Annotated in this window: 16 protein-coding genes; 12 read left to right on the plus strand and 4 right to left on the minus strand. The window is 64.7% G+C overall.

All coding sequences use genetic code 11. The features are described 5' to 3' along the window. Positions 1-108: 108 nt before the first annotated feature. Positions 109-1146: a tRNA (adenosine(37)-N6)-threonylcarbamoyltransferase complex transferase subunit TsaD gene (gene tsaD / locus Q0894_RS13710; RefSeq protein WP_132041937.1), complete on the minus strand. Its 1038-nt coding sequence runs from the start codon at positions 1144-1146 to the stop codon at positions 109-111. Between the two features lie 260 nt (positions 1147-1406). Between tsaD and rpsU the strand changes: the two genes are divergently transcribed. From rpsU to rpoD, 3 genes are all read left to right on the plus strand, one after another. Beyond that, complete coding sequence (gene rpsU, locus Q0894_RS13715) at positions 1407-1622, plus strand: 30S ribosomal protein S21 (protein WP_016416934.1); 216 nt, start codon at positions 1407-1409, stop codon at positions 1620-1622. 151 nt (positions 1623-1773) lie between these two features. Beyond that, positions 1774-3624, plus strand: coding sequence for a DNA primase (gene dnaG / locus Q0894_RS13720; RefSeq protein ID WP_132041936.1), 1851 nt, complete (start codon positions 1774-1776; stop codon positions 3622-3624). A 249-nt stretch (positions 3625-3873) separates the two neighbouring features. Next, positions 3874-5703, plus strand: coding sequence for an RNA polymerase sigma factor RpoD (gene rpoD, locus Q0894_RS13725; protein ID WP_161423773.1), 1830 nt, complete (start codon positions 3874-3876; stop codon positions 5701-5703). 138 nt (positions 5704-5841) lie between these two features. Here the strand turns inward: rpoD and Q0894_RS13730 are convergent, their stop codons facing one another. Further along, positions 5842-6498, minus strand: coding sequence for a hypothetical protein (locus Q0894_RS13730; protein WP_299236339.1), 657 nt, complete (start codon positions 6496-6498; stop codon positions 5842-5844). A 245-nt stretch (positions 6499-6743) separates the two neighbouring features. Here Q0894_RS13730 and Q0894_RS13735 point away from each other — a divergent pair, with 245 nt between their 5' ends. From Q0894_RS13735 to Q0894_RS13755, 5 genes are all read left to right on the plus strand, one after another. Then, positions 6744-7517, plus strand: coding sequence for an ABC transporter ATP-binding protein (locus tag Q0894_RS13735; RefSeq protein WP_195689042.1), 774 nt, complete (start codon positions 6744-6746; stop codon positions 7515-7517). A 17-nt stretch (positions 7518-7534) separates the two neighbouring features. Beyond that, positions 7535-8272 carry an ABC transporter ATP-binding protein gene (locus tag Q0894_RS13740; RefSeq protein WP_132041952.1) on the plus strand — a complete coding sequence of 246 codons (738 nt, stop codon included), beginning with the start codon at positions 7535-7537 and terminating at the stop codon, positions 8270-8272. 83 nt (positions 8273-8355) lie between these two features. Continuing rightward, positions 8356-9576, plus strand: a complete 1221-nt coding sequence (locus Q0894_RS13745; RefSeq protein WP_299236342.1) for an ABC transporter substrate-binding protein — start codon at positions 8356-8358, stop codon at positions 9574-9576. Positions 9577-9633: 57 nt separating this feature from the next. Further along, the gene (locus Q0894_RS13750) at positions 9634-10521 is read left to right on the plus strand and encodes a branched-chain amino acid ABC transporter permease (RefSeq protein WP_132041931.1); all 888 of its coding nucleotides are present in this window, start codon (positions 9634-9636) and stop codon (positions 10519-10521) included. A 4-nt stretch (positions 10522-10525) separates the two neighbouring features. After that, complete coding sequence (locus tag Q0894_RS13755; protein WP_132041930.1) at positions 10526-11509, plus strand: branched-chain amino acid ABC transporter permease; 984 nt, start codon at positions 10526-10528, stop codon at positions 11507-11509. Positions 11510-11567: 58 nt separating this feature from the next. Here the strand turns inward: Q0894_RS13755 and Q0894_RS13760 are convergent, their stop codons facing one another. Next, the gene (locus Q0894_RS13760) at positions 11568-12458 is read right to left on the minus strand and encodes a LysR family transcriptional regulator (protein WP_299236346.1); all 891 of its coding nucleotides are present in this window, start codon (positions 12456-12458) and stop codon (positions 11568-11570) included. A 124-nt stretch (positions 12459-12582) separates the two neighbouring features. Between Q0894_RS13760 and Q0894_RS13765 the strand changes: the two genes are divergently transcribed. The 3 genes from Q0894_RS13765 (at position 12583) to mtgA (ending at position 15531) form a co-directional block, all read left to right on the plus strand. Further along, positions 12583-13692, plus strand: a complete 1110-nt coding sequence (locus Q0894_RS13765) for an S-(hydroxymethyl)glutathione dehydrogenase/class III alcohol dehydrogenase (protein ID WP_299236348.1) — start codon at positions 12583-12585, stop codon at positions 13690-13692. 146 nt (positions 13693-13838) lie between these two features. Further along, positions 13839-14696, plus strand: a complete 858-nt coding sequence (fghA, locus tag Q0894_RS13770) for an S-formylglutathione hydrolase (RefSeq protein WP_299236350.1) — start codon at positions 13839-13841, stop codon at positions 14694-14696. Positions 14697-14826: 130 nt separating this feature from the next. Next, on the plus strand, positions 14827-15531 hold the full coding sequence (gene mtgA, locus Q0894_RS13775) for a monofunctional biosynthetic peptidoglycan transglycosylase (protein WP_299236352.1): 705 nt from the start codon (positions 14827-14829) through the stop codon (positions 15529-15531). On the opposite strand, the gene Q0894_RS13780 is transcribed toward mtgA, so the two are convergent. Then, a complete protein-coding gene (locus Q0894_RS13780; RefSeq protein WP_299236354.1) occupies positions 15513-16415 on the minus strand; it encodes a LysR family transcriptional regulator in 903 nt (300 codons plus the stop codon). The two genes, mtgA and Q0894_RS13780, sit on opposite strands and share 19 nt — an antisense overlap. Before the next feature lie 116 nt (positions 16416-16531). On the opposite strand from Q0894_RS13780, the gene Q0894_RS13785 reads away from it, so the two are divergent. Further along, positions 16532-17974 (plus strand): aldehyde dehydrogenase family protein, encoded by a 1443-nt coding sequence (locus Q0894_RS13785; protein ID WP_299236356.1) that lies wholly within the window; start codon positions 16532-16534, stop codon positions 17972-17974. The last annotated feature ends 4 nt before the right edge of the window (positions 17975-17978 follow it).

Genomic DNA, 17978 nt, shown 5'->3' on the forward strand with positions numbered 1-17978 from the left:
AGTATCCATCGGCCAGCGCGGCACGGCCTGCATCGCGCCAGGCTCGTCGTGTTCGCCCGCCAGCAGGCGCTGGGCGCTGTGACATAAAGAGCGCGATCATGGCGCCGTTCAGCCACCGGCAGGAGGTTCCAGAGTATCCATCGGCCAGCGCGGCACGGCCTGCATCGCGCCAGGCTCGTCGTGTTCGCCCGCCAGCAGGCGCTGGGCGCCCACATAGGCGATCATCGCCCCGTTGTCGGTACAGAAGCGCCCGCGGGGGTAGAAGGCACGGGCGTTGCGCTTCTCGCACTCGTGCTCCAGGCGCTCGCGCAGCCGCGCATTGGCGCTGACGCCGCCGGCCACCACCAGCCGCTTGAGGCCGGTCTGGTCCAGGGCGCGGCGACACTTGATGACCAGGGTGTCGACCACCGCCTCCTCGAAGGCTCGCGCCACATCGGCGCGGGCCTGCTCGTCGAGCTCGCCGGCCGCCTCGAGCTTGCGAATGGCGGTGAGCGTGTGAGTCTTGAGACCCGAGAAACTGAAGTCGAGTCCCGGGCGGTCGGTCATCGGCCGCGGGAAGCGCAGGCGGCCGGGATCGCCCCGCTCGGCCAGGCGTGCCACCTGAGGGCCACCGGGATAGGCCAGGCCCAGCATCTTGGCGGCCTTGTCGAAGGCCTCGCCGGCGGCGTCGTCCACGGACTCACCGAGCAAGCTGTAGTCACCCAGCCCGCGCACCTCGACCAACTGGGTATGGCCGCCGGAGACCAGCAGGGCCGCGAAGGGGAACGCCGGGCGGTCCTCCTCCAGCATGGGGGCCAGCAGGTGCCCCTCCATATGGTGGACGCCGAGCACCGGAATGTTCAGCGCTCTGGCCATGCCGTGGGCGGTGGCGGCCCCCACCATCAGCGCCCCTACCAGGCCGGGGCCCGCGGTATAGGCGATGGCATCGAGGTCCTGGCGGGTCAGTCCCGCTTCGTCGAGCACCTGCTGGATCAGCGGCAGCAGGCGGCGCGTGTGGTCTCGAGAGGCGAGCTCGGGTACCACGCCGCCATACTCGGCGTGCATGGCGATCTGGCTGTAGAGGGCGTCGGCCAGCAGGCCGCGCTCGGTGTCGAAGAGGGCGACGCCGGTCTCGTCGCAGGAGGTCTCGATGCCCAGTACGCGCATGGTGTCGGCTCGTTTACTCGGAAAAGGCCGCCATTCTACGCGTTATGGACACGGAAAGCATTTGCAAGAACTCGGTGTGGGGTCTAGAATGTCGTGCGCTGCAAGACTGGGTCGTGCACCCAGGTGGCGAAAACCGCGATCGAACCCCTCGTTTTCCGGCGCGCTCAGGCGTTCCGGGCGTTTGTTCTTCGCGAAACGTGCCACCCACAGGGGTGTGCGTACTAACCGAACTCTAGTTACCTAAGGTAGGTGAGTGCTTAATGCCTTCTGTTAAAGTACGTGATAACGAGCCGTTTGACGTCGCGCTGCGTCGCTTCAAGCGTTCCTGCGAAAAAGCCGGTGTTCTCTCCGAGGTGCGTCGTCGCGAGCACTACGAGAAGCCGACTGCGGAGCGCAAGCGCAAGGCGGCGGCCGCCGTCAAGCGTCACGCCAAGAAGCTCCAGCGTGAGCGCAAGCGCTTCGAACGGCTCTATTGATCCGTACTGGAGACGTCGGGCCCTAGGGCCGGGCGGTCTCAGGAGGACGCCAAGCGGCCGCCATCCGGTGGCCGCTTGTTTTTTCCGGGTCGATGGTGACTGCCGTCGCCCCAGGGTAATCACACCGCAGTCGTCGAGGTGATTCGACTTCATGGCCGGACAGATTCCCCAGCGCTTCATCGATGACCTGCTGGCTCGCGTCGACGTGGTCGAGGTGGTGGGCGAGCGGGTCAAGCTCAAGAAGGCCGGACGCAACTACTCGGGCCTGTGCCCCTTCCATCAGGAAAAGACGCCGTCATTCACCGTGAGTGCCGACAAGCAGTTCTATCACTGCTTCGGCTGTGGCGCTCACGGCAATGCGCTACGTTTCCTGATGGAGTACGACAAGCTACGCTTCCCCGAGGCGGTGGAGCAGCTGGCGGGGCGGCTGGGCATGGACGTGCCCCGCGAGGGCGCCGACGACCCCCGGGCCCAGGCGCGCGAGCGCAAGCGCAAGGAGGGGGTCAACCTGCTGGAGCTCTCGGCCGCCTATTTTCGCGAGCGCTTGAAGATGCCCGAGGGGCAGGGCGCCCGGGACTACCTGGAGCGTCGCGGCCTGGCGCCGGAGGTGCTCGAGACCTTCGGGGTCGGCTATGCGCCGGATGGTTGGGAAGGCCTCAAGCGGCACCTGGGTGAGCGCGGCATCGGCGAGCCGGTGCAGGTGGAGTATGGCCTGCTGGTGCATCGCGAGGAGAGTGGTCGCACCTACGATCGTTTCCGCGACCGGGTCATGTTCCCGATCCGGGATATCAAGGGGCGCACCATCGGCTTCGGAGGCCGGGTGCTGGGCGATGCCAAGCCCAAGTACCTCAACTCACCGGAGACGCCGGTGTTCCACAAGGGGCGCGAGCTGTATGGCCTCTATGAGGCGCGCCAGGCCGATCACCGCCTGGAGCGGGTGGTGATCGTCGAGGGCTACATGGACGTGGTGGCCCTGGCACAGTTCGGCATCCGCAATGCGGTCGCCACCCTGGGCACCTCCACCAGCGAAGAGCATCTCGGGCGCCTGTTCCGGATGGTCAACGAGGTGGTGTTCTGCTTCGACGGCGACCGTGCCGGGCGCCAGGCGGCGACACGTGCGCTGGAGACGGCGCTGCCGCTGATGATCGACGGGCGCCAGGCGCGCTTTCTGTTTCTGCCCGAGGGGGAGGATCCGGACACCCTGGTGCGCCGGGAGGGCGCCGAGGCCTTCCAGGACCGCATCACCTGCGCCAGCCCATTGTCGGAGTTCCTCTTCGATCAGGCGGCGGCGGGGCGCGACCTGGCCCATATCGAGGAGCGCGAGCGCTACGCCAGCCAGGTGTTGAAGGCGATCGGACGGCTGCCGGAGGGGGTGCTCAAGTCGCTGATGCTGACCGAGCTGTCGCGCCGCACCGGAGTCGAGGCGGCGAACTTCTCGGCCCTGCTGGCAAGGGGCGAGGTCGTCGCGGGCCGGGAGGCGCGTGGCGATGAGTCGCCGCCGGCCATGGCGGCAGGTGGCACATCGGCGCCACCGCCTCCTCGGGAGCAGGGGAGGGGCGCCTTCCCGCAGCGCTCCGGCGGAGCCTTGAGTCTTGTCGCGAGGGCCCTGCAGCTGCTGCTGCACGAGCCGGAGCTGGTCGCGCAGCTGCCCGCGGAGGATGACTGGTGTCCCGATGAGGAGCCGGATGGTCTGCTCTGCCGTGAGGTGATTCGCCTGCTCAGGGCGGGTGGCTACCGCAGCCCTCAGGTGCTGCTGGCACACTTTCATGGCAGCCCGGAAGGGGAGCGTCTGGCGGCGCTGGCGCGGCGCGAGCTGCTGATTCCGAAGGCGGCGCGTGGTCCCGAGCTGGAGGGCCTGGTGGGGCATTTTCGAAGGCATCGGCGCAGGCGCTCGCCGCAGGAGGAGTTCGACGCACTGCTGGCCAGGGAGAAGGCAGGGGAGCGGCTGTCACGGGAGGAGAGGCAGCGCCTGATGGCGTTGATCACCGAACTGCACCGCTGACCGGAAGGTCAAAAAGACATTCTGAGGACACTCCGGGCTGGCCGTACGGTTGATTTCTCTCCTAACATCCCCACATAGGAGACAGCGCTCGGCACCGGCGTAACCTGACAACCTAACACACCTGAGTAACCGCGCAAATAGATCGAACTGGCAGAAAGGTGCTTTCTGCCGCTATACTGTTCGGCTTTGTGAGTTTTCTCCACCCAGCGCTTCAGGTGTTTCATTCTTCTTCGTCGAGATAGGGTTTCTATGGCTGGAAATGCGCAGCAACAGTCGCGTCTGAAGGAGTTGATCGCGCGCGGCAAGGAACAGGGCTACCTGACCTATGCCGAGGTCAACGACCACCTTCCCGAGGATATCGCCGACCCGGATCAGGTGGAAGATATCATCGGCATGATCAACGACATGGGCATCAGCGTCGTCGAGGTAGCCCCCGATGAAGATACCCTGATGATGTCGGACCACTCCACCGACGAGTCGGCGGCCGAAGAAGCTGTGGCGGCCCTGGCAGCGGTGGAGAGCGACGTGGGTCGCACCACCGATCCCGTGCGCATGTACATGCGCGAGATGGGTACGGTGGAGCTGCTGACCCGCGAGGGTGAGATCGAGATCGCCAAGCGCATCGAGGAGGGCACCCGCGAAGTCATGTCGGCGCTGGCCTACCTGCCTGGCGCGGTGGATTCCATTCTCGAGGCCTACGATGCCACCCAGGACGAGGAAGCGCCGGGCCGCCTCTCCGATCTTTTTTCCGGCTTCATCGATCCCGACGAGGGCATTCCCGGGGTAGCCGAGGCTGAGGTGCCCGAAGAGGAGATCCGCGTCGGGGACGAGGATGAGGACGAGGAGGCCGAGGAGGAGAGCGTCGGTGGCCCCGACCCGGAAGAGTCACGCGCGCGCTTCGAGCAGATCCGCGAGAAGAATGCCGCCGCCAAGGCCGCCATCGAGGCCGAGGGTCGCAACTCCAAGGCGGCCCAGGATGCCCTGGCGCGTCTGGCCGAGCTGTTCTCGCCGATCAAGCTGGTACCCAAGCATTTCGAGCGTCTGGTCAACCAGGTGCGGATCAGTGTCGAGCAGGTGCGCGCCCAGGAAAAGGCGATCATGCAGCTGTGTGTCAAGAAGGCACGCATTCCGCGCAAGACCTTTATCAAGGCCTTTCCCGGCAACGAATCCGACCCCGAGTGGCTGGAGGCGTTCTCCGCCGAGCACCCCAAGTATGCCGAACGCCTGAAGCCGCTGAGTGCTGATATCCAGCGCGCCCAGCGCAAGATCGCCTTCGAGGAAGCGATGGTCTGCCTGCAGGTGCAGGAGATCAAGGAGGTCAATCGTCGTCTCTCCATCGGCGAGGCCAAGGCACGTCGCGCCAAGAAGGAGATGGTCGAGGCCAACCTGCGCCTGGTGATCTCCATCGCCAAGAAGTACACCAATCGCGGCCTGCAGTTCCTGGACCTGATTCAGGAGGGCAATATCGGCCTGATGAAGGCGGTGGACAAGTTCGAGTATCGTCGCGGTTACAAGTTCTCCACCTACGCCACCTGGTGGATCCGTCAGGCGATTACCCGCTCCATCGCCGACCAGGCGCGCACCATCCGCATCCCGGTGCACATGATCGAGACGATCAACAAGCTCAACCGGGTCTCCCGGCAGATGCTCCAGGAGATGGGGCGTGAGCCGACCCCCGAGGAGCTGGGCGAGCGTCTCGAGATGCCCGAGGACAAGGTGCGCAAGGTGCTCAAGATCGCGAAGGAGCCGATCTCCATGGAGACGCCGATCGGTGATGACGACGACTCGCACCTGGGCGACTTCATCGAGGACAGCTCCATGGTGCTGCCCATCGACTCCGCCACCGGTGAGGGGCTGATAGAGGCGACACGCAACGTGCTCGGTGGACTCACCGCGCGCGAAGCCAAGGTGCTGCGCATGCGCTTTGGCATCGACATGAACACCGACCACACCCTCGAGGAGGTCGGCAAGCAGTTCGATGTTACCCGCGAGCGGATTCGCCAGATTGAGGCCAAGGCGTTGCGCAAGCTGCGTCACCCCAGCCGTTCGGAGCCGCTGCGCTCCTTCCTGGACGAGTAATAACACCAGGCGCTCGTCACAACAGCAACAAGCGTTGCTCATGAAAAAGCCCCAGGGTGCAGTTCAGTTCAGAGCTGAACCCTGGGGCTTTTTCGTGGGTGCTTTTCGTGGACGCTGGAGGAGCGGCCGGTGTCTAGCTCAGCCGTTCTGTCGTGCCAGGGCCCAGCGCCGGGCGAGCAGGACCAGCTCGATGACCGCGATCAGCAGCACGGCATAGCCAAACAGCTCCACGACCTCCTCGGCGGCGCTCTTGAAGTCGCGAACATAGTTCTCCTGCAGGATCGCCTGCCAGAAGTCGCCACGTCCGTAGAGCCGCGAGAAGACATAGGTGGTCAGGAAGCCCGCCGCGAAGAGTCCGAAGGAGAAGCTGTTGGAATAGGCAGCGAACTCGGCCAGGAAGCACTGCCGCTTGCGGATGACAACGAACAGGATCGGCAGCACGGTGAGGCTGACCAGCAGCTGCCAGGCACCATCGAAGAGGTAGGTGTCGAGCAGGGCGTCCTGCTCGCGGATCAGCGAGGCAAACAGAAACCCGAACATCAGCAGGCTGATGTAGGGCAGGGTGCGGATTACCAGATGGCTGTAGAGCAGCAGGCCGGCACCGGCGGCCAGCAGGGCGGACTGGGCCAGCTCGGTGAAGCCACGCTCGGAGAAGCGTGTATCGGGAAGATAGAGGGACTCATAGAAGACCCCCTGGGCGATACCCACCACCAGCAGGATATAGAGTGTCGCGCGCAGGCAGGTGGCGCGAAAGCTGATGGGCCAGGAGGGGGAAGGCAGAGACTTATGTGGCATGGCGGAATTCGTGTCTGAGGGTAACAGTTGAAGGACATCTTACCCGGTCCGTCGAGGGGGAGCTAACTTCGCCGGCGACTTGTTTGCAAACTATTGAATTTCAGGGGCCTACACCATTAGTCGCGTTTTTATACCGAGCCTATTGCCGAGCGATAACGCATCCTCTAGCTTACGTTAACGTAAAGCCTGGCAACAACGATAACAGCACCACGGCGGGTCGCGTCGCGACCCCAAGAGGAAGACACATGACCCAGGAGTTCATACTGGAAACTCGCGGGTTGACCAAGGAGTTTCGCGGCTTCACCGCCGTGGACGACGTCAACCTCAAGGTCCAGGAAGGGCATATCCACGCCCTGATCGGCCCCAACGGGGCCGGCAAGACCACCGTCTTCAACCTGCTCACCAAGTTTCTGCCGCCGACCCGCGGCGAGATTCTCTATCGCGGCAAGCCCATCACGCGCATGAAGGCCAACGAGATCGCCCGTCTGGGGCTGGTGCGCTCCTTCCAGATCTCCGCGGTGTTCGGTCATATGACCGCCCTGGAGAACGTGCGGGTGGCCCTCCAGCGCAAGCTGGGCACCTCCTTCCACTTCTGGAAATCCGAGCGCAGCCTCGATCATCTCAACGACCGTGCCATGGAGCTGCTCGATGAGGTCGGCCTGGCCGAGTATGCCGATGTGCTGACCGTGGAGATGCCCTATGGCCGCAAGCGTGCCCTGGAGGTCGCCACCACGCTGGCTCTCGAGCCGACGATGATGCTGCTCGACGAGCCGACTCAGGGCATGGGAGCCGAGGATGTCGACCGCATCGTCGAGTTGATTCGGCGGGTCTCGGCGGGGCGCACCGTGCTGATGGTGGAGCATAACCTCAGCGTGGTCAGTCGCCTCTGCGACCGCATCACCGTGCTGGCCCGTGGCGCCGTGCTGGCCGAGGGCGACTATCAGGAGGTATCGCGCAATCCCCAGGTCCGCGAGGCCTACATGGGCAGCGAAGCGGCGGCAGAGGAGGCCAGCGCATGAGCCAGACATCCGAAGCGATGCAGGATCCGGTCCACCAATACCAGGATCATGAAGGCGCCGAGATGCTGCGGGTCAGTGACCTGCACGCCTTCTATGGCGAGTCGCATATCCTTCACGGCGTCGATTTCGATGTGAAGCGCGGTGAGCTGGTGACCCTGCTGGGGCGCAACGGCGCCGGTCGCAGCACCACCCTCAAGGCGATTATGAACATGGTGGGTCGACGTACCGGCTCGATCATGATCAATGGCAACGAGGCGATGGGCATGAAGTCCCATCATATCCCGCGGCTGGGGATCGGTTACTGCCCTGAGGAGCGCGGGATCTTCTCAAGCCTCGACGTCGAGGAGAACCTGCTGCTGCCACCGACGGTGCGCTCGGGAGGCATGTCCATCGACGAGATCTACACGATGTTCCCCAACCTCTATGAGCGTCGGCGTAGCCAGGGCACCCGGCTCTCGGGGGGCGAGCAGCAGATGCTGGCCATGGCGCGAATCCTGCGCACCGGGGCGCGACTGCTGCTGCTCGACGAGATCACCGAGGGCCTGGCACCGGTCATCGTCCAGGCGCTCGGCGAGGTGCTGATCAAGCTCAAGGAGCGCGGCATGACCATCGTGCTGGTGGAGCAGAACTTCCGCTTCGCCGCGCCCCTGGCCGACCGTCACTTCGTGATGGAGCACGGCCGTATCATCGAGGAGATCACCGCGGCCGAGCTGCCCTCACGTCGCGATCACCTCAACAGCCTGCTGGGTGTGTGACGGCGCGTTGGCCGTCCGGCAGTTTCCTAGCGTCAACCGTATCGACAACAACAAACCGCCCCGCGTGGGCCACGGAGTCAACCATGACCTTCAATCGCAAGATTCTCGCCTCCAGCGTAGCCCTTGCCGCCGCGACCCTGATGACGACCGGCGCCCAGGCCAGCATGAGCGACGATGCCGTGCGCATCGGCTATCTCGCCGACATGTCCGGCACCTATCGTGATCTCGCCGGCCCGGGTGGCCTCGAGGCCCTGAAGATGGCCGTCGAGGACTTCGGTGGCGAGGTCAATGGCGTGCCCATCGAGGTATTCAGTGCCGACGATCGCAACAGCGCCGATGTCGGCGCCAACACGGTGCGCGAGTGGTTCGACACGAAGAATGTCGACCTGGTGGCGGGGCTGGTGGCCTCCTCGGTTTCCATTGCCGCCACCAAGGTGATCGAGGAGAACGACGGCCTGGGTATCGTCTCGGGTTCCGCCGCGTCCAGCATTACCAACGAGCACTGCACCCCCAACCATATTCACTGGGTCTATGACACCTACCCGCTCGCCAACGGCACCGCCAAGGCAGTGGTGGAACAGGGCGGCGACAGCTGGTTCATGCTCACCGCCGACTACGCCTTCGGCCATGCCCTGGAGGGCGACGTGACCAGGGTGGTGGAGGAGAATGGCGGTGAGATCGTCGGTGGGGTGCGACATCCCTTCCCCACCAGCGACTTCTCCTCCTACATCCTCCAGGCCCAGGGTTCCGGTGCCAAGATCGTCGGGCTGGCCAATGCCGGTGCCGACACCGTCAATGCCATCACCACCGCTAGCCAGTTTGGCCTGACCCAGTCCGGCCAGCAGCTCGCCGGCCTGCTGATCTTCCTCAACGACGTCCACTCCATGGGTCTCGAGGCGACCCAGAACCTGCTGCTCACCACCGGCTGGTACTGGGACATGGATGAGCAGGCGCGCGAGTGGGCCGATCGCTACTTCGAGCGGACCGGCAAGCGGCCGACCATGGTGCAGGCCGGCATCTACTCCAGCACCGCGCACTATCTGGAGACCGTGGCCGAGGCGGGTACCGATAACCCCGAGCAGATCCGGGCGGCCATGGCCGAGCGCCCCGTGGAGGACTTCTTCTCTCGCAATGGCTATATCCGTGAAGATGGCCGCATGGTCCACGACATGTATCTGGCGCAGGTGAAGACTCCCGAAGAGTCCGAGAACGAGTGGGATGTCTACGAAATCCTCTCCACGATTCCCGCCGAAGAGGCCTTCCGTCCGCTTTCCGAAAGCCAGTGTGATCTGGTCAACAACTGAGTGGATGCAGAATCGGCGGCGGCTTCGGCCGCCGCCACCTGAGGGGAGGTCCATCGCATGACAATGATTTTCGGTGTGCCGTTGATGGTATTTATGGGTCAGCTGATGCTGGGCCTGATCAACGGCGCCTTCTATGCCCTGCTCAGCCTCGGGCTGGCGGTGATCTTCGGTCTGCTGAAGATCGTCAACTTCGCCCATGGTGCGATGTATATGCTCGGTGCCTTCACGGCGCTGTTGGGGCTGCAGTACCTGGGGCTCAACTACTGGGCGGCCCTGCTGGTGGTACCGCTGGTGGTGGGTGGGCTGGGCATGCTGATCGAACGCTTTATCCTGCGCCGCATCGCTCACCTCGACCACCTCTACGGGCTGCTGCTGACCTTCGGTCTGGCGCTGATCTTCGAGGGGTCACTGATCAACTTCTTCGGGGTCTCGGGGTCCAGCTATCCCACTCCCGACGTCCTGCAGGGCGGCGTCAACCTGGGTTTCATGTTCCTGCCCATCTACCGTGGCTGGGTGCTGGTTGCCGCGCTTGCGGTCTGCCTGGCGACCTGGTTCATCATCGAGCGGACTCGCCTGGGGGCCTACCTGCGCGCCGGCACCGAGAATCCGGCCCTGATGCAGGCCTTCGGCGTCAACGTTCCCCAGCTGATCACCCTGACCTACGGCTTCGGCGTGGCGCTCGCCGCCTTTGCCGGGGTGCTGGCCGCACCGCTCTATCCGGTCTCGCCCACCATGGGCTCGAGCCTGCTGATCGTGGTGTTTGCCGTGGTGGTGATCGGTGGCATGGGCTCGATCATCGGTGCCGTCATCACCGGCCTGGCCATGGGGCTGATCGAGGGCCTGACCAAGGTCTACTATCCCGAGGCTGCCAACACCGTGATCTTCGTGGTGATGGTGGTGGTCCTTATGCTGCGTCCCGCGGGACTCTTCGGCAAGGAGGCTTGACACCATGTCGGCAACCCAGACCCTGACGCCTGCCATGAAACTTCGCCGCAAGGCCAAGATGCGTCGCAACCTCCTCTACCTGGCGCTGGTCGCCATCGCCCTGGTAGCCCCCTTCGTGGCCTATCCGGTCTTCCTGATGAAGGTGCTCTGTTTCGCACTGTTCGCCTGCGCCTTCAACCTGCTGCTCGGCTATGCCGGCCTGCTCTCCTTCGGGCACGCCGCCTTCCTGGCCACCGGTGGCTACTTTACCGGCATCATGCTGGCCAGCTACCCGGGGCTGACGCCCGAGCTTGGCATCCTGATCGGTACCTTCGCCGCCGTGGTGCTGGGCACGCTGTTCGGCGCCCTGGCGATCCGCCGGCAGGGTATCTACTTCGCCATGGTGACGCTGGCGCTGGCGCAGATGATGTTCTTCTTCTTCGTCCAGGCGCCCTTCACCGGCGGCGAGGATGGCCTACACGGGGTGCCGCGCGGCGAGCTGTTCGGGGTGATCAGTCTCGAGAGCAACCTCAACATGTACTACTTCGTGCTGGCGGTGTTCCTGATCGGCTTCGCGATCATCCAGCGTGCCGTGCATTCGCCTTACGGCCAGGTGCTTCGGGCGATCCGCGAGAACGAGCCTCGTGCCGTGTCACTCGGCTACAACGTCGATGCCTACAAGCTGGTGGCCTTCGTGCTCTCCGCCGGTCTGGCGGGTCTGGCGGGCTCGACCAAGACCGTGGTCTTCCAGCTCGCCTCGCTGACCGATGCCCACTGGCACATGTCCGGCGAGGTGATCCTGATGACCCTGCTGGGCGGCGTGGGCACGCTGTTCGGCCCCCTGGTGGGTGCCGGCGTGGTGGTCAGCCTGCAGACCCAGCTGGCGCAGTCGCCGCTCGGCAACTGGGTCAGCGTGATCCTCGGTGCCATCTTCGTGATCTGTGTGCTGAGCTTCCGCAGCGGCATCGTCGGCGAGATCCAGAAGGTGGTGCGCAAGAACTTCAAGTGACCCCCGGTTCCCGCGATGTTTTATTACGAAGACCTATGGCGCCCCGCGGGGCGCCTTTTTAATGCGCGCTGGACAGGCGTTGCGGCAGGTAGCTCACCAGGTGATCGAGAAAACGCTGCAGCTTGGGCGAGCGCTGGCGATGGCGGGGGAAGACCGCCCAGACCGCCGTGTCGTCGTGGCGGTAGGCATCGAGCACCGAGATCAGGGCGCCGCTCGCCAGATGCTCATCCACGTAGTAGTCGGGCAGTTGGGCCAGCCCCAGTCCCTTCAGGGCGGCATCGAGCAGCGCAGGCCCCGAGTTGGCCCGCCACTGGCCACTGACGCGTACCTCGCGGCGCACCCCATCCACCGCGAAGCGCCACTGGTCGCGGCTGCCGATCAGACAGCGATGGCGAGAGAGTTCGGCCAGGGCATGGGGCTGTGAGATATGTTCGAAATAGGCGGGAGCGCCCACCACATACTCGCGGCGCTCGCACAGTCGCCTGGCCACCAGGCTCGAGTCCTCCAGGCGGCCCATGCGGATCGCCACATCGAACCCCTCGTCGATGATATCCACCTGGCGGTTGGTGAAGTGCATGCGGACCTCCAGCTGAGGGTGTTCGAGCAGGAAGTCGTTGACCAGTGGGGCGAGAAAGCGCTCGCCGAAGGTGGTGGCGGAGGTCAGGGAGAGGCGCCCCTGGGGACGGTCCTGAAGGTCATCGAGCGCCGCTTCGGCCTCGCGAAAGCCGTCGAACAGATGGCGGCAGTGGCGGTAGTAGAGCGCCCCGGCGTCGGTCAGATTGATCTGGCGCGTGGTGCGATAGAGCAGGGCGGTGCCCAGTTGTTGCTCGAGCTGACTGACCAGCCGGCTGACGTGGGAGTTGGAGACCGAAAGCTCCCGCGCGGCCGCCGCAAAGGTGCCCAGCCGCACCACCTCGACGAAGGCTTCGATACGATCCCAGCGCTGCATGGACTCTCCTGAAGAATGCAAGATTATTGCTGTGTGGCAACAATGTAATGCCTTTGGTGCGGTTTATACCGGTTCGGATTATAGCCTAGACTGTATCTGAACTTTCCAAGCGAGGAGAACGAATATGAAGTCACGCGCCGCCGTTGCCCTGGAAGTGGGCAAGCCCCTGGAGCTGGTCGAGATCGACGTCGAGGGCCCCAAGGCCGGTGAGGTGCTGGTGCGCATGGCCGCCACCAGCGTCTGCCATACCGATGCCTTTACCCTCTCGGGTGCCGACCCTGAGGGTCTGTTCCCCTCGGTGCTGGGCCACGAGGGCGCCGGCATCGTTGAGGAGGTGGGTGAAGGCGTCACCAGCGTGCGTCCCGGTGACCATGTCATCCCGCTGTATACCGCCGAGTGCGGCAAGTGCAAGTTCTGCCTCTCCGGCAAGACCAACCTGTGCAGCTCGGTGCGTGCCACCCAGGGCCAGGGCCTGATGCCCGATGGCACGTCTCGCTTCTCGCTGGACGGCAAGTCGCTGCACCACTACATGGGCTGCTCCACCTTCAGTGAGTACACCGTGGTTCCCGAGGTGTCCCTGGCGGTGGTCTCCAAGCAGGCGCCGCTGGACAAGATCTGCCTGCTGGGCTGTGGCGTGACCACCGGTATCGGTGCGGTAATGAATACCGCCAAGGTCGAGCCGGGCTCCACCGTCGCCGTGTTTGGTCTCGGTGCCATCGGTCTGGCGGTGATCCAGGGTGCCCAGATGGCGAAGGCCAGCCGCATCATCGCCATCGACGTCAACCCGGAGAAGTTCAAGCTCGCCGAGCAGTTCGGCGCCACCGAGTTCGTCAACCCCAAGGATCACGCCGGCAGCATCCAGGAAGTGATCGTCGACATGACCGATGGCGGCGTCGACTACTCCTTCGAGTGCATCGGCAACGTGAACGTCATGCGCCAGGCGCTGGAGTGCTGTCACAAGGGCTGGGGCGAGTCGATCATCATCGGTGTTGCCGGTGCCGGCGAGGAGATCAGCACCCGTCCGTTCCAGCTGGTGACCGGCCGGGTCTGGAAGGGCTCCGCCTTCGGCGGCGTGAAGGGCCGTACGGAGCTGCCGGGCTACGTGGAGCAGTACATGAACGGCGAGATCAATATCGACGACTTCATCACCCACGACATGCCGTTCGAAAAGATCAACGAGGCCTTCGATCTGCTGCACAAGGGCGAGAGCATTCGCACCGTGCTGCACTATTGATCGATACGCGCCCGATGCTGCGCGTGATTGATTGGTACGCGCCCGTTACCGCGCGTGGTGATTGATAGGCGTCCGATGCTGAGGCATCGGGCGCCACCCTGTCGATCGGCGGCCGGAAGTTCCCGGCCGACAAGGAGAGTGAATTCATGACCATGACCGAGAACCTCGAACTGGTATCGGCCAACAAGAGTTTCGGCGGCTGGCACAAGCGGTACCGCCATCGCTCCCGGGCGCTGGATTGCGAGATGATCTTCGCCATCTACCTGCCGCCCCAGGCCGAGACCGAGCGGGTGCCACTGCTGTGGTGGCTCTCCGGACTGACCTGCAACGACGAGAACTTCATGCAGAAGGCCGGCGCGCATCGCGCTGCCGCCGAGCTCGGCATCGCGATCATCTGTCCGGATACCAGCCCGCGTGGCACCGATCTGCCCGGCGAGCATGACAGCTATGACTTCGGCTCCGGCGCCGGCTTCTATGTCAACGCCACCCAGGAGCCCTGGAAGCGCCACTACCGCATGTATGACTATGTGACCGAAGAGCTGCCCTCGGTGGTGCGCCAGCACTTCCCGGTCAATGGTCGCGAATCGATCAGCGGCCACTCCATGGGCGGTCACGGCGCACTGGTGGCGGCGCTGCGTCGGCCGGGCCACTATCGCTCGGTGTCGGCCTTCGCGCCGGTCGTCAACCCTTCCGAGTGCCCCTGGGGGCAGAAGGCCTTCTCGAGCTATCTCGGCGATGACCGCGGCAAGTGGACCCAGTACGACGCCTGTGAGTTGGTAGCCCGTGGCGCCTCCAGCCAGCCGCTGTTCATCGACCAGGGCGAGGCGGATGACTTCCTCGAGGAGCAGCTCAAGCCCGAGCGTCTCGAGGCGGTGTGTGCCGAGCATGACCATCCGCTGACCCTGCGCCGACAGCCGGGATACGATCACAGCTACTACTTCATCGCCTCCTTTATCGAGGATCATCTGCGCTACCACGCCGAGCATCTGCACAAGAAGCGTTGATGACTCGTCCGGGCGTCTAGATCTCCCGTGTGTGTGACGTGCCGGGCCCGTATACTGCCTGCTACTACTGGCAAGCGGGCCTGGCACGAGAGGCATGAGTGGAGAGAGACGCGATGCGACGAGGGCAGCCATGATCAGGGCGCTGCTGCGCAGATTGATGGGGTGGCTATGGCGTGCCGCGCTGGGCTTTGTGGTGCTGTCGGTGCTGCTGGTGCTGCTGTTCCGCGAGGCGCCGGTGTTCGGCTCCATGGTGATGGTGGAACGCAAGGTACACTCCTGGCTGGTCCATGAACCCATCGATCTCCAGCATCGCTGGCGGCCCTGGGAGTCCCTCTCCGATCATGCCAAGTTGGCGGTCATCGCCGCCGAAGATCAACGGTTTCTCGACCACCATGGCTTCGACCTGGTGGAGATTCGGCGTGCCTGGGAGGCGAGTCGCAACGGCGGCCGGCTGCGCGGTGCCAGCACCCTCAGTCAGCAGACCGCCAAGAACCTCTTCCTGTGGAGCGGGCGCAGCTGGGTCCGCAAGGGCCTGGAGGCCTGGTTTACCCTGCTGATCGAGCTGGTCTGGCCCAAGCAGCGCATCCTCGAGGTCTACCTGAATATCGCCGAGTGGGACAGCGGCGTCTTCGGCCTGGAAGCCGCGGCCCAGCACTACTTCGGCGTTTCTGCCGATCGGCTCGGGCCGCATCAGGCCAGTCGCCTGGCGGCGATCCTGCCTGACCCGCGAGGCCGCGATGCCGCACGTCCCTCCTCCGAGGTGGCCCAGCGGAGCGCCTGGATCCGCCGACAGATGCGCAATCTCGGCGGAACGGCCTACCTCGAACGACTGTGACGGCTTGCCTCTTCCCCGAGGTGCTCCATCAGATGCTGCCGCATCGCCGCCGCCGCCGGTGACAGGCTGACATCGACCCGGCAGATCAGCCCGATCTGGCGCTCCACGTACGGTTCCGACAGCGGCACGAAGCGCAGCCGTGCGTACTCCTCGGGAAATGCCAGTCGCGGCAGGGTGGTGATGCCGATGCCCGCCTCCAGCATGGCGTTCAGCGAGATCATGTTGGAGATATCGAAAGCGCTCTGCGCCAGCAGCGGCTCGGCATCGGTTCCCGAGAGCAGCCGTGAGGTGCCGTTGCGGATCAATACCTCCCCCTGCAGCTCCTGCCAGCTCAGCGCCTGGCGGTCGGCGAAGCGGTGGTCCTCGCGGCATACCACCCCGATGGCATCGCGCATCAAGGGGTGGAAATCCAGCTCGGCGTCCGCCTGCCACAGGCTGGAGATGCCGAGATCCACCTCACCACTGGCCACCATTCGGCCCACGAAGTCGGCGTTGCCGTCGTGCAGGCTGACCCTGAGGTCCGGGTAGCGCTGGATGAAGTCACTGAGCAGACGTGGCATCAGCCGGCTGGCCACCGAGGGCACGGCCGCCATGTCGATATGCCCGGCGCGCTTCTCCACCCGGGCGACCAGATCCCGACTGACGCGATCGTGCTGTGTCACGAGCTCGCGGAAGCGCGGCAGACAGTAGGCCCCGAAGGGGGTGAGCGTCGCCTTGCCTCCCTTCTCGAACAGGGGTTCACCCAGCCGCTGCTCGAGCTCACGTACCGCCATGGAGAGCGCCGGCTGGGTGCGGTGCAGATGGCGGGCGGCGGCATGAAAGCCGCCCTCGTCGACGATGGCCAGCACATAGCGGAGGGGCTGTATCTTGAGCTCGGGATGCATGGCGACCTCGGCGGGGTAGGATGATAAGAAGACCTTATCATTTTATCTTTATTTTTGATTACCTCTTATCTTCTGGCATCGCCTAGGATGGCTTTGATCATATCTAGGAGGTTTCCATGTCCCACGTTCACTCTCTCTACATCAATGGCACCTGGGTCGAGGGTCAGGGCAGCATCACCAACGTCAACCCCTCTGACACCAGTGACATCGTCGGCGAGTATGCCCAGGCCAGCGTCGCTCAGGTGGAGGAGGCCATCAGCGCCGCCAGGCAGGGCCAGAAGCAGTGGGCCAGGACCGGCCTCGAGCATCGCTATGGCGTGCTGATGGCCATCGGCGATGAACTGATCGCGCGCAAGGCCGAGCTGGGTGAACTGCTCGCCCGTGAAGAGGGCAAGACGCTGGCCGAGGGCATGGGCGAAGTCCATCGTTCGGGGCAGTTCTTCCACTACTACGGCGCCGAGGTGCTGCGCCAGATCGATGAGCGCGCCGAGTCGGTGCGGCCGGGCGTGGAAGTCGATATTCGTCGCGAGCCGGTAGGAGTGGTCGGCATCATCAGCCCCTGGAATTTCCCGATGGCCACGGCGGTGTGGAAGATCGCCCCGGCACTGGCCTTCGGCAACGCGGTGGTGTTCAAGCCCGCCAACCTGGTACCGGCCAGCGCCTGGGCCCTGACCGAGATCATCAGCCGCCAGGAACTGCCCGCCGGCACCTTCAACCTGATCATGGGCTCCGGCGGCTCGGTGGGCGATGCGCTGATCTCGAGCCCCGAGATTCATGCCGTGAGCTTCACCGGCTCGCTGGAGGTCGGTCGCCGCGTGGCCGCCGCCACCGCGGCCAACCTGGTCAAGTGCCAGCTGGAGATGGGGTCCAAGAACGCCCTGATCGTGGCCGACGACGCCGACCTGGACCTGGCCGTGGAGGCCGCCTTCAACGGGGCCTACTCCGGCACCGGCCAGAAGTGCACCGCGTCCTCGCGACTGATCGTCACCGAGAAGGTCCATGACGCCTTCGTCGAGAAGCTGATCAAGCGGCTCGAGCAGGTCAAGGTCGGTCATGCCCTGGAGGAGGGCGTGAGCTTCGGCCCGGCCGCCGATGCCCGGCAGCTGGAGTCGAACCTGGCCTGGGTCGAGCGTGCCCAGCGTGAAGGCGCCAGGCTGGCCTTCGGCGGCGAGCGCCTCGAGCGCGACACCGATGGCTACTTCATGGCGCCGACACTGTTCGTCGACACCACCAATGAGATGCCGATCAACCGCGAAGAGGTCTTCGGGCCCATCGCCTGCGTGATCAAGGTGGCGGATGCCGATGAGGCCATCGAGGTGCTCAACGACACCCACTTCGGCCTGACCGCCGGCATCATCACCGACTCCCTGGCGCTTGCCAGCGAGTTCAAGGCCCGCGCCGAAACCGGCTGCGTCATGGTCAATCTGGCCACCGCCGGCACTGACTACCATGTGCCCTTCGGCGGTCGCAAGAACTCGAGCTTCGGCCCGCGTGAGCAAGGCCGCTACGCCCGCGAGTTCTACACCGTGGTCAAGACCTGCTACGTCAAGGCCAACTGAGCCA

This window comes from uncultured Halomonas sp., assembly GCF_947501415.1.
Classification (GTDB): Bacteria; Pseudomonadota; Gammaproteobacteria; order Pseudomonadales; family Halomonadaceae; genus Halomonas.

Excerpts from the sequence above, each read along its gene's own strand:
- tsaD (WP_132041937.1), bottom strand. The coding sequence starts at position 1,146 with ATGCGCGTACTGGGCATCGAGACCTCCTGCGACGAGACCGGCGTCGCC.
- rpsU (WP_016416934.1), top strand. The coding sequence starts at position 1,407 with ATGCCTTCTGTTAAAGTACGTGATAACGAGCCGTTTGACGTCGCGCTG.
- dnaG (WP_132041936.1), top strand. The coding sequence starts at position 1,774 with ATGGCCGGACAGATTCCCCAGCGCTTCATCGATGACCTGCTGGCTCGC.
- rpoD (WP_161423773.1), top strand. The coding sequence starts at position 3,874 with ATGGCTGGAAATGCGCAGCAACAGTCGCGTCTGAAGGAGTTGATCGCG.
- Q0894_RS13730 (WP_299236339.1), bottom strand. The coding sequence starts at position 6,498 with ATGCCACATAAGTCTCTGCCTTCCCCCTCCTGGCCCATCAGCTTTCGC.
- Q0894_RS13735 (WP_195689042.1), top strand. The coding sequence starts at position 6,744 with ATGACCCAGGAGTTCATACTGGAAACTCGCGGGTTGACCAAGGAGTTT.
- Q0894_RS13740 (WP_132041952.1), top strand. The coding sequence starts at position 7,535 with ATGCAGGATCCGGTCCACCAATACCAGGATCATGAAGGCGCCGAGATG.
- Q0894_RS13745 (WP_299236342.1), top strand. The coding sequence starts at position 8,356 with ATGACCTTCAATCGCAAGATTCTCGCCTCCAGCGTAGCCCTTGCCGCC.
- Q0894_RS13750 (WP_132041931.1), top strand. The coding sequence starts at position 9,634 with ATGACAATGATTTTCGGTGTGCCGTTGATGGTATTTATGGGTCAGCTG.
- Q0894_RS13755 (WP_132041930.1), top strand. The coding sequence starts at position 10,526 with ATGTCGGCAACCCAGACCCTGACGCCTGCCATGAAACTTCGCCGCAAG.
- Q0894_RS13760 (WP_299236346.1), bottom strand. The coding sequence starts at position 12,458 with ATGCAGCGCTGGGATCGTATCGAAGCCTTCGTCGAGGTGGTGCGGCTG.
- Q0894_RS13765 (WP_299236348.1), top strand. The coding sequence starts at position 12,583 with ATGAAGTCACGCGCCGCCGTTGCCCTGGAAGTGGGCAAGCCCCTGGAG.
- fghA (WP_299236350.1), top strand. The coding sequence starts at position 13,839 with ATGACCATGACCGAGAACCTCGAACTGGTATCGGCCAACAAGAGTTTC.
- mtgA (WP_299236352.1), top strand. The coding sequence starts at position 14,827 with ATGATCAGGGCGCTGCTGCGCAGATTGATGGGGTGGCTATGGCGTGCC.
- Q0894_RS13780 (WP_299236354.1), bottom strand. The coding sequence starts at position 16,415 with ATGCATCCCGAGCTCAAGATACAGCCCCTCCGCTATGTGCTGGCCATC.
- Q0894_RS13785 (WP_299236356.1), top strand. The coding sequence starts at position 16,532 with ATGTCCCACGTTCACTCTCTCTACATCAATGGCACCTGGGTCGAGGGT.